Below are 13,897 nucleotides of genomic sequence, written 5' to 3' on the forward strand. Positions count from 1 at the left end.
CTATGAAAAGAATTGGATTTTTTGCCTTACTAATGGGCGTTTTAATGAGTTTTACCAATCCTACAGGATACAAAGTAGGAGATAAGGCTACCGATTTCAAATTAAAATCGGTCGACAATAAAATGTACAGCATGGCGGATTACAAAGACGCAAAAGGATTTATCGTAGTGTTTACCTGTAATCATTGTCCGTTTGCTGTAAAATATGAAGATAGAATTATCGATTTAGCTAAGAAATACAAATCGAAAGGTTATATTTTGTTAGCGATTAATCCAAATGATCCAGCAGCGCAACCTGACGATAGTTTTGAATTAATGCAAAAGAGAGCGAAAGAAAAGAAATTTACATTCCCATATTTGTTTGATGAAGGTCAGAAAATTTATCCGCAATATGGCGCTACGAAAACACCTCACGTATTTTTATTAGATAAGAATTTAGTTGTGAAATATATTGGTGCAATTGATGATAACGTGGAAGATGCCTCTCAGGTAAAAGAAAAATATTTAGAAAATGCAATCGCTTCTTTAGAAAAAGGCGAGGAGCCATCACCAAATACTACAAAAGCAATTGGTTGTTCTATTAAAGTGAAAAAATAAATTTTAGTTATATTATTAGAAAGAGTGAAATGTAATGTTTCACTCTTTTTGTTTTTAGAATTAACGTATCCAAGTTTTTCGAATTCCAATTAGAACAAAAATCAACAAAGAGTAAATGATAAAGAATGGAGCGATGAATTCAATCCATCCTAAAGGTAACATGAACGCAATTATTAATAATTGAAAACCCAATCCGTAAAGCGAAAGAGAAGTCATGAACCAATTAGGAAATGTTTTTACTTTATAAGCATCAGTATCTAAGAAGTGAATAATTTTATCGAATATGCTGTAAACTAAGGTGTAGATTCCAAATAAAATATTAACTGCTTGTTGTGTTTCACCAGGTAAAGCTTTTGGGGTTTTGTATTCGAAAATTTTACTCGTTGCATCGCCTCCAACTGATTTATTTCTCAAAATTACATAGTAATAATTGTAAAGTGTTCCTTGCAATTGAATACCAATAAAAGCCAATAATGCGACCCAAATAGAAGTTTTAGAAACATAACAAATTGACATCAAAAAAAGAAAATTTAAGATAATATCAAATACACTATCTAAATATCTTCCCACGTAAGAAGGTGTTTTTTTTAATCGGGCTAGTTCTCCATCAGCGGCATCAATTCCCGATTTTAAGATGATGAAAAAAGCAGCAGCTAAATAGTGTTGGTTTAAAATACAATAAATTGCAAGTAAGCCAGAAATTCCAAATAAAAGTGTTACATGAATAGGTGTAAATCGTGTTTCTTTTAATTGAAGAGCGAAAAATCTTCCGAAAGATCTTCCGTAGTCAGATAAATCTAAAAATTTATCCGAAGTATTTAATTTTGACATTTAAAGTTAATAACAAAGAACTGTGACAATATAGTCGGTAACCTTATTTTGTGAATCTATGCAATGTAAAAGTCATGGCGGTTAATAAAAAGAAAGCCATAATTTGATGTGCTAATCCTAACCAAAGTGGCACATGGAATAACAATGTGAAAATTCCTAAAATGAATTGTATAAACACAAAAACTAACAACGTTTTAATTCCGTTATCTTGGGTTTTATTTAATACAAATTTTCTACTTTTTATGAATAAATAAATGATTGAAAAAACTACAACATAAGCAAAAGTTCGGTGAATGAATTGCACGCCACTTTTTCCTTCAGTAAATGCTAACAGTAAATTCGATTGTTCTAATTGAATACTTTCATGGAAAAATTGTCCATCGCTCATTAAAGGCCAATGATTGTGAATTAATCCTGCATTTAAACCTGCAACAAAACCTCCGTAAATAATTTGAATGATTAGAATTACCAAAGCAATACGAGCAATTTTTCGTAATTCTAAAACTGGTAGTTTTCTTTCTGGATAAATTAAATCTAAAGCCACCCAAAGCGTGTAAGCAAACGTAATAAAAGCAAATGTTAAGTGAATCGCTAATCTGAAGTGACTTACATCCGGCATGTCTTTTAAACCGCTAGCTACCATGAACCAACCCAAGAATCCTTGAAATGCGCCCATTCCCAAAAGAATAAAACATTTTTTGATGGTTTCCTTATCTAATTGTTTTTTGATTAGGAAATAAACGAACGGAATAATGAAAACCACTCCAATAATACGACCAATAAAACGGTGGAACCATTCCCAAAAGAAGATGAATTTGTAGTCGTCTAATTGAAAATCTTTGTATTGATTTACTTTCTGGTATTCTGGAAATTTCTTGTATTCTTCAAAGGCTTCCACCCATTTTTCTTCCGACATAGGAGGGAAGGTGTCGTTGATTAAATGCCAATCGGTCATGGATAAACCTGAGTTGGTTAGACGCGTAATTCCACCAACAGTAACCATAATAAATAACAAAACACATCCCGAAAGTAGCCAGTAAATAACCGATTTATTTGTTTTCATTTTTTTGATATTCAAAAAGCACTTCAAATTTACTCAATGATCATCTGAAAAGAGCTTTAACAAATTATAAATTTTATACTTTTTTTAATCCCAATTTTGAAGCTTTGTTTAAAACAAATTCCTTTGCAGGTTCATATTCATTTGGGATTTCGCCTTCTAAAATAGCTTCTTTAACCGCTTCTTTTAGAATTCCAATTTCTCTACAAGGTTTTAAACCAAATAGTTCCATGATTTCTTCGCCCGAAATAGGTGGTTGAAACACACGAACGCGGTCTTTTTCCTCTACTTCTACAATTTTTTCTTTAACAATGTCGAAGTTCTTATGGTATTTCTGAAATTTCTTTGGATTTTTTGTGGTGATATCCGCCTTACATAAAGTCATTAAACTATCAATATCTTCACCTGCATCAAAAACCAAACGTCGAACAGCACTATCAGTAACAATATCTTCCGCAATTACGATTGGGCGCGAACTCATCATCACCATTTTTTGCACGAATTTCATCTTGTGATTCAAAGGCATGTGCAAACGTTCAAATATTTTTTTGACCATTTTTCCGCCTAAAAATTCATGTCCGTGAAACGTCCAACCTTGTTTTTTGTTGAATCTTTTTGTTGGAGCTTTACCAATATCGTGTAACAATGCCGACCAGCGTAACCAAACATCATCAGTATTCGGGCAAATATTATCGACAACCTCTAGCGTGTGGTAAAAATTGTTTTTGTGTGTGTGACCTTCTACTTCTTCTACATTATTCAAAGCCGTTAATTCAGGTAAAATAATATCTAACAAACCGGTTTGATACAAGTGTAAAAATCCAATCGAAGGTTTTTCAGAGGCAAGAATTTTATGCAATTCATCAACAATTCGTTCGCCTGAAATAATATTGATTCTATCTTTGTTTTTAGAAATTGCTTCCAAAGATTCAGATTCAATTTCAAAATTCAATTGTGTTGCAAAACGAATCGCACGCATCATTCGCAACGGATCGTCGGAATAGGTAATGTCTGGATTTAAAGGTGTTTTGATGATTTTGTTTTTCAAATCTTCCACACCATTAAACGGATCTACTAAATCACCAAAGTTTTCAGAATTCAATGAAAAAGCTAATGCATTTATCGTAAAATCTCTTCGTTCTTGGTCGTCTTTTAAAGTTCCATTTTCCACTAAAGGATTTCGGCTATCATGTGTGTACGATTCTTTACGAGCTCCTACAAATTCCACGTCAATATCATCATAACGTAACATAGCTGTTCCGTAGTTTTTAAAAACTTGCACTTTTGGATGAAATGAAATTAGCTGAGAAACCTTTAATGCTAATTCAATTCCGCTACCAACGGCAACGATATCGATGTCTTTTTTATGGTCTCTGTTGAGTAATATATCACGAACAAAACCACCAATCACATAGCATTCCAAGTTAAGTTCTTGAGCTGCTTGCGAAATGATTTTGAAGATGTTATGTTCTAAATGTTGTTTGTAATTCATGATTATACCGCAGATTCGCAGATTTTTATTTTTTTGAAAGTACAACTCTTTTGTGTTCAAGTGATACAGAATTAAAATTAACTAAAAGTGCTAATTCATTTCCTGAAACTTTCAAATAATTTAAACATTGATTGTAATGAGCATTGTTAAAACAATCGACAGTTTTTATTTCTAATATTATTTCGTTAAAAACTACAAAATCAGCATAAAATTTATGTTTCAATACAGTATTTTTATAGTTTACTACGTATTCTTTTTCTCTTTCGTATGGAATGTTTCCTTGCTGAAACTCAAATTCAATGGCGTCTTTATATACAATTTCAGAAAATCCTTTTCCTAAATTTTTATGAACTTCAAATAGAACTCCAATAATTTGGTAGGTTTTGTCTTTATATAAAAAATCATCCATAGTATTATTTTAATCTGCGAATCTGCGGTGCTTTTTTACTTGCGAATCACTTTTACCTGACTATCTAAACCTAATTTAATAATCGTAGAAGGATTTTTGCAAACTTTATCGTGGTGCAAATTTACTACATAGTCCACACCTTTTATAATTTCGGGACTAATTTCTTTAAAAGTTTTTGGAGTAAACATACCCGATATATTTGCAGAGGTAGAAACCAATGGTTTTTTCATTCGTTCCATTAGTTTGAAGCAGAAAGGTTCGGTTACCATTCGAACACCTAATGTATTGTCTTCAGCTATAATGTTTTTAGCAACATTTCTAGGATTGTCTAAAATTAAAGTCGTTGGTTTTTCGGATAAATCTAAAATTTGCCAAGCTACTTCTGGAATTTCTTTGAAAACGTTGTACATCATGCGTTCTCCATTTAGTAGAACAATCATGCTTTTAGTTTCTTCGCGTTGTTTTAAAGCATAGATTTTTTTTACGGCGTCTTCATTTGTAGCATCGCAACCAATTCCCCAAACGGTATCCGTTGGATATAAAATAATGCCTCCGTTTTTTATTACTTCGAATGCGTTGTGTACTTCTTCTGATATATTCATTAGTAAATCTTTAATTTTTTATAAAATCGATTACTGTTTTTTTGATTTTTTCTTTTACTGTGATGAAATCTTCTTTGTTTGTGAAAGATGATTTTAAATTAAATTTTTCGTCATTTTTTAATAAATCACAAGACAATTTAGTTCCGTTTGTATGAATAATGTGGAAAAATTCTTTAATTCCATTTAATCTACAAGAACTTACGTTGTGGTCGTTTGGAATGTCAATATACAACGTAGGAGTTCCTAAAGATAAACTTGGCAAGGCACAATGAATTCTGGATGTAACTACATATTTTGCCGATGCATATTTTCTTAATAATTCTTCACCATAAGCAAATATTTCTGCATCATTATTAAATTTATTAGCAGGTATGTAGTGTTTTACATAGATTGCTTTTTTTAAAACTTCATCATCAAATATTTGTGAGAATGAACGGTAAAAATCTAAAGTTTTTCTCCAACTTTTTTTATTGTTTGATCTTATATATCTTGCACGAATCTCGCTAATAGTATTAAATTTTGTTACCAATAAATACATACGATTTAATTGGTCAAGTAAACCTCTTGCTTTTTTATATCTTGGGTCAACAAAGTAAATGTTATCGTTTTTTTCTTTTGAACTGTATTTTTCAGATAGTGTTAAAGTAAGACAACCTGTGTAGTAACATTTTACTCCTAAACTTTCTAAAAATTCAAGTGTAAAGTAATCTCTGCAACCAACAGGTTCGTTTTTTTTATAAAAACTGACAACTTCTTCTTTTCTAAAATGTGAATGAACAGAAGTATTGATGTGATGCGAAACCAATAAAGGTGTTATTTTTTCTGATGGAGGAAAATTTTCTCCGTTCATTAAAAACCAACCATTCATAATTAATTTTACTTGTTCACCATCATACTCGTTTAAAGCTTCTCTATTAATTAAAATAGGATCTTGATTGTTTAAAAATTGTTTAGCGGCTAAACTTTGGATATAGTCACCAATATTTAATCCATTGTCTGTGAAATCATATTTTAATAAAGCTTCTTTCATATTGTTTTTGGTTTTATATTTACAAAATAACAAAAAAATAAGGTGTTTTTTATAAGTTTTTATTTATTCTGATTTTTTGTAAAAATTTATTTTGATTTAATAAAAAAGTCTTTTTAGTTTTCAAATTGAATATTATACTTTTACGAAAATTTTTTTATGAAAATACTTTATTTCTATCCCGAAAATCCAACAACTTCTAATCAAGGAAATAATGCCAGAGCATTTGCCTTGCTTCAGTATTTTAAAAATAGAAATCATAAAATTGATTATATAGGGATTGCTTCAAAATCATTTTCTGAAGTTGATTTGGAAGTAATTAAAAATGCTAATTTTATAGAAAATGGTTTTCTTTTGAAAAGAGATAAACGTATTTCTAAGACTTTGTCGTATTTGTTCACTTATGCAATTCCGAATAAATTAAAGGGAAGAATTAGAGATTTTGATAGGACAAGATTTGGGCATAAAAATCAGTTCTCTAAAATTTTGAAAGATAATCAGTATGATTATATTATTATTTCTTATGCTTATTGGGCAGAATTAATAAGAGAAAACAAGTATTTAAAAAATGCTAAGTTAATAATTGATACCCATGATTTTTTGACTTCTCAATTTCAAAATCAAAAGCGATTTAATTTAGGGAAATATTTCGATAAAGAAATTGAAATTTTAAGTTTATTTCAAAAGGTTTGGGTTATTTCTTCAGATGAAAATTATGTTTTTTCACAATTTGTTACGAGTGATGTAGTTACTATTCCACATGCATTGGAAGCTAAATTTCAATCGAATACTTCTAAAAAGTATGATTTGGTTTATGTAGCTAGCAGCAATGAGCACAATGTAAAGTCAGCAAAATGGTTTTTTGAAGAAGTTTATCCTAAATTAAACGCTAATCTATCAATTTGCGTTGTTGGAAAGATTAACGAATATATCCCGGAACTTCCAAATGTTACTAAAATACATTTTGTTGAAGATTTAAATCAAGTTTACACCGAATCAAGAGTTGCAATTTGTCCAATGTTATCTGGTACCGGACTTAAAATAAAGGTTGTTGAAGCGCTTTCTTTTGGTTTGCCTGTTGTTTGTAATCCAAGAGGAATTGATGGATTAATAAATAAAACTAACAATGGTTGTTTAGTAACCGAAGACGCTACAACTTTTTCAAAATATATTGAACAACTGCTAACGGATAAAAGCTTTTACCAGCAACAACAAACGTTGTCTGAAAATTTCTTTGTCAATTATTTATCAGTAGAATCGGTTTATTTAGCGTTAGATAAGGTTTTTAAATAGATTGAATTACATTTCGCAAATGTTCTTTTGAAAATGGTTTTAAACTATCCTCACTGGCATTGCTTAATTTTTGCCAAAGTTCTTCATTTTGATAAAGTTCAATAATTTTAGCAGCAAATTCACTAGAATCATTTGTTATCATAGCATGATGATTATTTGTTAAATTCATTCCTTCTGCGCCAATGTCTGTTGTGATAACGGGTAAATAATATTCAAATGCTTGACCAATTTTACCTTTAACACCAGCACCATATCGTAATGGAGCCACCATTAGTTTACTATTTAAAAAGTAAGATGCTACATTTGGAACATATCCTATAAATTCAAACATAGGATGCGAAATTCCTTTGATTTCTTCAGCAACATCTCCAATAATTTGCACTTTTATGTCCTTATTAGTTTTCCAAACTTTAGGCATAACTTCATTGTAAAGAAAGTAAATAGCATCAATATTTGGGGTATGTTTTGAACCAATAAATAAAATATTTTGTCTTTGGTTAAAAGTTGTGATTTCAGCTTTGCTAACTTTTGGATAATGAATATTTGAAATAGTAATTACTTTTTCTGGTGATACATATTTACTAATTAACTCTTTTTCTTTCTCAGAAATTGCAACAACAATTGAGGCTTTCTTGATTAATTTAGTTTCAATTTTTTTGTATTTGAAATACCTTTTATAATCCGAAATTTTAAAAGGATTTAATAATAGTGATCTTTTGTAACGTAAAAAATGAACATCTACCATATCATAGATGATTTTTGATTTAGGTAAATGCTGAGAAACAAAATTCAGGTTTTTTTTAAATGAATTCGGACCATTAAACCAAACATAGTTTACATTTTCTAAAGATTGAATTTTTTCAACCTCAGAAATATTTACAATTGTAACTCCTATTTCTGAGAAATAATTCCAATATTTACTACTTGAATCATTTTCATTAGTAAGAAAATAGCATTCAAAATTAGCATTAAGAAACTCTTCAATAATCTCTTTTAATCGATTTGCTCCAGAATCTTTATCGAATGTAGGAAGACTTTTACTAACAAAAACTATACTTTTTTTCATTTTATTTGCGAATCACTTTTACCTTATTATCTACTCCTAATTTAATAATGGTAGAAGAATTTTTGCAAAAATTTGTTGAATTACTAATTTACAATATAGTCGTCAATACTTACAATAATATTGCGATTATTTTTAAAGTTTTTGGTGTAAATATTTTCTATTTTTTTACTACTGTGAAGATCAATAATTTTTTATGTATTCTAAATAGTTTTAGAAAATTGTTTTTGCTTTAATGAATCTGATAAATGTGCTCCTTTTAATAATACAAAAAATAATGACCAATATTTTGGTTTGAAAATAGATGAAATAAAATACTTAATTTGAAAATATGTTAGCAAAACTTTAAATTTAGAATAGCCATAGTGTTTTCTAATTACATATAGTTGCGAAATTTTTAATTCGGTTTTTATTGCAATAGACTTTGGAGTACTTGCTCCATGATAATGTATAAATTCTGCTTCTGGAATTAGGAACGAATTTTTATTTAACTTGTTTATTCTTTTGCATAAATCTGTTTCTTCGTGATATAAAAATATATTAGTATCAAAACCGGCTACTTTCCAAAAATCAGCTGATTTAACCATCATAAAACTTCCAGAAACAAATTGTCCTTTTTGATGATTGGAATAATTTTTTTTACGATTTGGATATTTTTTAGGATTTATTTTTTCTAATAACGATCTACCTAAAAATTCTTTTGAAAGAGATGTGTAATGATCTAATGTTGGTAAAATTGAACCATCTTCTTTGTAAGCTTTTGGACCACAAACACCATAATTCTCATTGGTTTCCATGGCATTAAGTAAAAGTGATAAACAATCATTCATAAAAATAGAATCATTGTTTACAAAAGCTAAATACTTTGAATTTGCAGCTTGAGCACCAATCATATTTCCACCACCAAAACCAGTATTAATATTACTTTTGATTAGTTTTAAGTTGCTTTTATTTTCTTGATTTACAAATGAATTTATCAAATTGAAATCGTTAATTTCCGAATTATTATCAACCACAATAATTTCATAATCAAGATTTGAAGAAGTTTTATCCCAAATACTTTTAATGCAATCTATCGTATATTTTGCAGAGTTGTAGTTAATTAAAATAACAGCTATTGTATTCATTTATAAATATTGGTTTATACCTTTTTCAACAAAAGTGATTTTCTTTTCCCTAACTTCATCTTCAATAGCATTGTTTAAATGAATGTGGCTTTTGTCTTGCTCTTTGTGATAAATATGGTATACAATTCCAACGTTTTTTAGGCGTTTTCCTTGAATTCCTATATTGTGTAAGCGTTGAATTAATTCAGAATCGTCAACTCCCCAACCCACTAAACCTTCATTAAAACCATTTACTTTAATGAAATCTTTTCTCCAAAAAGACATATTGCAACCTCTTAATTTTGATGAACGTTTGTTGTGAAGTTTAGCAAAATTCATAAAAAAGGGAATTCGTAATGTTCTTCCACGTTTTTTAATTCCGTTTGAAAAAAAATGAAAAAATGTTATCTTTTGCTTGAAAATTTCTTCTAATTTTTCTTTTTGAATATTTACTCTCGAACCAAATAAATAAATTCCTTTTTCAGCATAATTCAAATGATCTTCAATAAATTTAGGATGCATAATAATATCGCCATCAATTTCTATAATATAATCATATTTGGCTTTAGCAATTGCCATGTTCATTATTTTTGGTTTTTGATTGCCATTATCTTCATGCCAAACATGAATTAAAGGAACTGGAAAATCTTTTTCAAATTTTTTGATTAATTCAGTTGTTTCAGGCTTCGAACCATCATCCGCAATTATTACTTCATTGGGTAATACGGTCTGATTTTTTACACTTATAAGTAAAAGCTCAAGTGCTTTTGGCCAATTGTAGGTTGGAGTAACTAAACTAGAAGTCGGTTTTTGGTTCATCATTTATAAATATAGTGCAAATTAATATAAATATTTATATTTGTAAAAAAAAGATTATGGTATATGATTGTTTTATTTTCTTCAATGAGTTAGATTTATTAGAAATTAGATTAAACGAATTAAATAATGTTGTAGATAAGTTTGTTATAATTGAAGCTAACAAAACATTTCAAAATAATCATAAACCTTATTATTTTGAAGAAAACAAAGAACGTTTTTTGCAATTTTTGCCAAAAATTATTCATTTGAAATTAGACAAATATCCGCTTTTTATACCAATATTTAATCCGTTTACTCCTTGGAAGTTAGAATTTTTTCAAAGAAATTCTATTGTAAAAGGTTTGGTAAATTGTAAGCCAGAAGATATCATTTTGATTTCAGATGTTGATGAAATTCCAAATCCTAAAGTGCTACAAAATTTATTAGATAAAGGAATTAATGAAATTTACGGATTAAAAATGAACATGTACATGTATTTTTTAAATAATCAATTGATTTATGACGGAGGAAGTTCAATGTCTATTGAAGAAGCAAAAGACGGAATTTGGCATTGTACAGCTGTTTTGCCTTATAAATTGTTAAAACAAAAGCCAAATCGTCTTCGTAAAATTATAATGAGAACGAAACGAAGAGGAGAAGTGTTCAAAATTATACCAAATGCGGGTTGGCATTTTACCTATCTTGGTGGAGTTAAAAAGATTATAGAAAAATTAGAAGCTTTTTCACATACAGAGTACAACAACGAAAATTTTAAAAGTCAAGAGCAAATTGAAAAGTTTATAACTACAGGTAAAGATTTATTTGGAAGAGATTTACAATTTAAAATGCTTAAAACTTTTGAAACTTTACCTCAATATCTTCAACAAAATTCAGAAAAATCAAATTTTAAAGATTATTTTTTTACAAAATAAAATATGAATAACTTCATAATTAATAGCAAGTCTCAATCTCTTAAAAAATTAATATTGGATGCAATTTTCAATTTTAATTCTAAAGGTAAAGTTCTTGTTGAAGGTCAAAGAAATGCTATTAAATTGTTTGATTTAAAAGATTTTACGTTAAATGTAAAATCATTCAAAAAACCCAATTTAATCAACAAAATTGCTTATCGCTATTTTAGAAAATCAAAAGCGCGTCGTTCCTTCGAGTTTGCTTCTAAATTGATGGAAATGCAAATTGGTACGCCACAACCAGTAGCTTTTTTTGAAAATTATGATTTCATTGGATTAAACGAAAGTTATTACGCTTGCCAACATTTAGAAAATGTTTTCGAATTTAGAGAAATTGTTCAAAATGAAACTTTTGAAAATAGAGATTTTATCATCCGAAAGTTTACCCAATTTACCTTTGAAATGCACGAAAAAGGCATTGAATTCTTAGATCATTCACCAGGAAATACCTTAATTCGTAAAAATAACGAAGGAAGTTATTCCTTTTTTCTAGTGGATTTGAACCGAATGAAATTTCATGAAACTATCGATTTCAAAACCCGAATGAAGAATTTATCGAAAATCACACACAAGAAAGACATGATTGCAGTGATGAGTAATGAATACGCAAAACTTTCAAACGGTGACGAAACTACTATTTTTGAAACCATGTGGGGTTTAACGGCCGATTTTCAATATCGCTTTCACCGAAAAAAAAGAATCAAAAAGAAATTAAAGTTCTGGAAAAAGTAGTATTTTTCACTTTTAATTCTTTGCATGAAATTATCGGTAATTATCACCACTTACAATTCGGAAGAATGGCTTCAAAAAGTGCTTGTTGGATACAGCGTCCAAACTGAGCCAAACTTTGAGGTTGTTATTGCCGATGATGGTTCTACCGAAAAAACAAAAGCAATAATCGAATCTTTTCAAAACCAATTTAAGTTTCCAATTGTTCATGTTTGGCAAGAAGATAATGGTTTTCAGAAATGTAAAATCTTAAATAAAGCTATCTTAAAAACCAATTCCGATTATTTACTTTTTACCGATGGCGATTGTATTCCTCGAAAAGATTTTGTTGCCCAACATTTAAAGCACCAAGAAGAAGGCTATTTTCTTTCAGGAGGCTATTTTAAATTACCAATGGAAACTTCTCAGGAAATTTCATTAGAAAATATCCAAAAGCAAGATTGTTTTTCTATTTCTTGGTTGATAAAAAATGGAGTTTCTAAGACTTTTAAATTATCAAAACTGACCAAGATTTCAATTTTTGCGGCTTTCATGAATTGGTTAACACCTACAAAACGAACTTTTAACGGTCACAACACGTCTTGCTTTATGAAAGATTTAGTTGCCGTAAATGGTTTTAACGAAGAAATGCAATACGGTGGTTTGGATAGAGAAGTTGGCGAACGTTTGTTCAACTTCGGAATTTTATCAAAGCAAATTCGTTACAGTGCTGTTTGTTTGCATTTAGACCACAAAAGAGGTTACGCAACGCCAGAAACTTGGGAGAAAAACAATGCCATTCGTAATTTCAATAAAAAACACAATGTGACTTTTATTGAAAATGGTTTGTCGAAATACCTTAACCAATAATCTCAAAAAAATCTTTCAATTTCTCTTTAATTAAGGCAATCGGATATTCTTCAAAATATTTGAATGTATTTTCTTTTATGTGTTTTTCGTCAACTTCGGTATAAATTTCTGGTTTCAAATCTTTTAAATGGATTGAGATGTTTTTCTCATCTTCAAAAATTTGCCATGTTTCTTTATCTACACTTGGTGAAAACAGCGAAAACGTAGGAATAAACAATGCTTTTGCCATATTTACACTTCCGCCTTCGTTGCCAATTAAAGCATCACATTGCGACAATAAACCTAAAAACGAACGCAAATCATTGGCATACAAATCAAAATAAATACGTTGTTGTGTTTCGGGTTGACACAAATCAAAGATTTTTTGAGCGTCTTCTTTTTGTTTTGGAATATAATTGAAAAGTAAATTCGCATCAGTGGTTTGCACGGTAAAATCTAACAATTCCGCCATTTTTTCAAACGGATAAGTTTTGTACCATTCGCTACCTAAAATCCCAATCATAAAAGTAGGTTTGTCTATTTTTAATGGGAATTTTGATAGTATTTCCTTTGCTTGATTAATTTCCAAATCCGTTAAAAAAACTTTTGGTTTATAATCGGTAATTTCTTCCTCAATAAGTGGTTTTAGTAAACGTAAACGATTGATAATTGCCAATCCAATATCCGATTTAGTTCCGTTTTTTAGTCGTTCAATATTGTAATTGTAAAAAATATTAGAATAACCTTTCTTGTATGAAATCTTGTAGTTTGCACCAGAAAACAGTGTGATTAAATTGGTTTCCAACTTACTGTAAGCATCAATCACCGCATCATATTTGGTACTTCTAATTTTGAAAATAAATTGAAAAAGGGAAAGATAGTTTTTTCGCACTTTTTCTTCCAAAACAATAATATTGTTAATATTTGGATTGTTTTTTAGTACATCAACACAATTGGCGTAGCACATGTAATCTATTTGCGCATCCGGATATTTTTGCTTTAAATTATTGGATAGAATAGTTGAGGTAAGTACGTCTCCAATTCGCTTTTGCTGTATGACTAAAATTTTCATTTTTGATAAATTATTTGGCT

At 29.3% G+C, this 13,897-nt stretch carries 15 protein-coding genes; 5 read left to right on the plus strand and 10 right to left on the minus strand.

The window, feature by feature from the left end:
- Positions 1–2: 2 nt before the first annotated feature.
- Complete coding sequence (locus AAEO58_RS08455) at positions 3–596, plus strand: thioredoxin family protein (RefSeq protein ID WP_341683017.1); 594 nt, start codon at positions 3–5, stop codon at positions 594–596.
- A gap of 60 nt (positions 597–656) precedes the next feature.
- Here AAEO58_RS08455 and AAEO58_RS08460 read toward each other — a convergent pair whose 3' ends face one another.
- The 6 genes from AAEO58_RS08460 to AAEO58_RS08485 form a co-directional block, all read right to left on the minus strand.
- Positions 657–1,427: a CDP-alcohol phosphatidyltransferase family protein gene (locus AAEO58_RS08460; protein WP_341683018.1), complete on the minus strand. Its 771-nt coding sequence runs from the start codon at positions 1,425–1,427 to the stop codon at positions 657–659.
- A 43-nt stretch (positions 1,428–1,470) separates the two neighbouring features.
- Positions 1,471–2,490: a COX15/CtaA family protein gene (locus AAEO58_RS08465; protein WP_341683019.1), complete on the minus strand. Its 1,020-nt coding sequence runs from the start codon at positions 2,488–2,490 to the stop codon at positions 1,471–1,473.
- Between the two features lie 73 nt (positions 2,491–2,563).
- Complete coding sequence (locus AAEO58_RS08470; RefSeq protein ID WP_341683020.1) at positions 2,564–3,979, minus strand: CCA tRNA nucleotidyltransferase; 1,416 nt, start codon at positions 3,977–3,979, stop codon at positions 2,564–2,566.
- Positions 3,980–4,004: 25 nt separating this feature from the next.
- Positions 4,005–4,388, minus strand: coding sequence for a GxxExxY protein (locus tag AAEO58_RS08475; protein WP_341683021.1), 384 nt, complete (start codon positions 4,386–4,388; stop codon positions 4,005–4,007).
- 35 nt (positions 4,389–4,423) lie between these two features.
- Positions 4,424–4,990 carry an L-threonylcarbamoyladenylate synthase gene (locus tag AAEO58_RS08480; RefSeq protein WP_133609957.1) on the minus strand — a complete coding sequence of 189 codons (567 nt, stop codon included), beginning with the start codon at positions 4,988–4,990 and terminating at the stop codon, positions 4,424–4,426.
- Between the two features lie 10 nt (positions 4,991–5,000).
- A complete protein-coding gene (locus tag AAEO58_RS08485) occupies positions 5,001–6,020 on the minus strand; it encodes a polysaccharide pyruvyl transferase family protein (RefSeq protein ID WP_341683022.1) in 1,020 nt (339 codons plus the stop codon).
- A gap of 156 nt (positions 6,021–6,176) precedes the next feature.
- Between AAEO58_RS08485 and AAEO58_RS08490 the strand changes: the two genes are divergently transcribed.
- Positions 6,177–7,310 (plus strand): glycosyltransferase, encoded by a 1,134-nt coding sequence (locus tag AAEO58_RS08490; RefSeq protein ID WP_341683023.1) that lies wholly within the window; start codon positions 6,177–6,179, stop codon positions 7,308–7,310.
- Here AAEO58_RS08490 and AAEO58_RS08495 read toward each other — a convergent pair.
- From AAEO58_RS08495 to AAEO58_RS08505, 3 genes are all read right to left on the minus strand, one after another.
- Positions 7,303–8,376 (minus strand): glycosyltransferase, encoded by a 1,074-nt coding sequence (locus tag AAEO58_RS08495; RefSeq protein WP_341683024.1) that lies wholly within the window; start codon positions 8,374–8,376, stop codon positions 7,303–7,305. The genes AAEO58_RS08490 and AAEO58_RS08495 overlap by 8 nt on opposite strands.
- 200 nt (positions 8,377–8,576) lie before the next feature.
- Positions 8,577–9,500 (minus strand): glycosyltransferase family 2 protein, encoded by a 924-nt coding sequence (locus tag AAEO58_RS08500; protein WP_341683025.1) that lies wholly within the window; start codon positions 9,498–9,500, stop codon positions 8,577–8,579.
- Positions 9,501–10,298 carry a glycosyltransferase family 2 protein gene (locus AAEO58_RS08505; protein WP_341683086.1) on the minus strand — a complete coding sequence of 266 codons (798 nt, stop codon included), beginning with the start codon at positions 10,296–10,298 and terminating at the stop codon, positions 9,501–9,503.
- A gap of 56 nt (positions 10,299–10,354) precedes the next feature.
- Between AAEO58_RS08505 and AAEO58_RS08510 the strand changes: the two genes are divergently transcribed.
- Genes AAEO58_RS08510 through AAEO58_RS08520 form a run of 3 tightly spaced genes read left to right on the plus strand, consistent with a single transcriptional unit; the run spans position 10,355 to position 12,826 of the window.
- Positions 10,355–11,209 (plus strand): glycosyltransferase family 17 protein, encoded by an 855-nt coding sequence (locus AAEO58_RS08510; RefSeq protein WP_341683026.1) that lies wholly within the window; start codon positions 10,355–10,357, stop codon positions 11,207–11,209.
- Positions 11,210–11,263: 54 nt separating this feature from the next.
- Positions 11,264–11,980, plus strand: coding sequence for a lipopolysaccharide kinase InaA family protein (locus AAEO58_RS08515; RefSeq protein WP_341683027.1), 717 nt, complete (start codon positions 11,264–11,266; stop codon positions 11,978–11,980).
- Between the two features lie 24 nt (positions 11,981–12,004).
- The gene (locus tag AAEO58_RS08520) at positions 12,005–12,826 is read left to right on the plus strand and encodes a glycosyltransferase family 2 protein (protein WP_341683028.1); all 822 of its coding nucleotides are present in this window, start codon (positions 12,005–12,007) and stop codon (positions 12,824–12,826) included.
- Here the strand turns inward: AAEO58_RS08520 and AAEO58_RS08525 are convergent.
- On the minus strand, positions 12,816–13,877 hold the full coding sequence (locus tag AAEO58_RS08525; RefSeq protein ID WP_341683029.1) for a glycosyltransferase family 9 protein: 1,062 nt from the start codon (positions 13,875–13,877) through the stop codon (positions 12,816–12,818). The two genes, AAEO58_RS08520 and AAEO58_RS08525, sit on opposite strands and share 11 nt — an antisense overlap.
- Between the last annotated feature and the right edge of the window lie 20 nt (positions 13,878–13,897).

Origin of the sequence: Flavobacterium helocola, from assembly GCF_038289885.1 — a bacterium.
Classification (GTDB): Bacteria; Bacteroidota; Bacteroidia; order Flavobacteriales; family Flavobacteriaceae; genus Flavobacterium; species Flavobacterium cheniae.

What these genes read in the sequence shown, in the direction of transcription:
- AAEO58_RS08455 (WP_341683017.1), top strand. Translation starts at nt 3, where the DNA reads ATGAAAAGAATTGGATTTTTTGCCTTACTAATGGGCGTTTTAATGAGT.
- AAEO58_RS08460 (WP_341683018.1), bottom strand. Translation starts at nt 1,427, where the DNA reads ATGTCAAAATTAAATACTTCGGATAAATTTTTAGATTTATCTGACTAC.
- AAEO58_RS08465 (WP_341683019.1), bottom strand. Translation starts at nt 2,490, where the DNA reads ATGAAAACAAATAAATCGGTTATTTACTGGCTACTTTCGGGATGTGTT.
- AAEO58_RS08470 (WP_341683020.1), bottom strand. Translation starts at nt 3,979, where the DNA reads ATGAATTACAAACAACATTTAGAACATAACATCTTCAAAATCATTTCG.
- AAEO58_RS08475 (WP_341683021.1), bottom strand. Translation starts at nt 4,388, where the DNA reads ATGGATGATTTTTTATATAAAGACAAAACCTACCAAATTATTGGAGTT.
- AAEO58_RS08480 (WP_133609957.1), bottom strand. Translation starts at nt 4,990, where the DNA reads ATGAATATATCAGAAGAAGTACACAACGCATTCGAAGTAATAAAAAAC.
- AAEO58_RS08485 (WP_341683022.1), bottom strand. Translation starts at nt 6,020, where the DNA reads ATGAAAGAAGCTTTATTAAAATATGATTTCACAGACAATGGATTAAAT.
- AAEO58_RS08490 (WP_341683023.1), top strand. Translation starts at nt 6,177, where the DNA reads ATGAAAATACTTTATTTCTATCCCGAAAATCCAACAACTTCTAATCAA.
- AAEO58_RS08495 (WP_341683024.1), bottom strand. Translation starts at nt 8,376, where the DNA reads ATGAAAAAAAGTATAGTTTTTGTTAGTAAAAGTCTTCCTACATTCGAT.
- AAEO58_RS08500 (WP_341683025.1), bottom strand. Translation starts at nt 9,500, where the DNA reads ATGAATACAATAGCTGTTATTTTAATTAACTACAACTCTGCAAAATAT.
- AAEO58_RS08505 (WP_341683086.1), bottom strand. Translation starts at nt 10,298, where the DNA reads ATGAACCAAAAACCGACTTCTAGTTTAGTTACTCCAACCTACAATTGG.
- AAEO58_RS08510 (WP_341683026.1), top strand. Translation starts at nt 10,355, where the DNA reads ATGGTATATGATTGTTTTATTTTCTTCAATGAGTTAGATTTATTAGAA.
- AAEO58_RS08520 (WP_341683028.1), top strand. Translation starts at nt 12,005, where the DNA reads ATGAAATTATCGGTAATTATCACCACTTACAATTCGGAAGAATGGCTT.
- AAEO58_RS08525 (WP_341683029.1), bottom strand. Translation starts at nt 13,877, where the DNA reads ATGAAAATTTTAGTCATACAGCAAAAGCGAATTGGAGACGTACTTACC.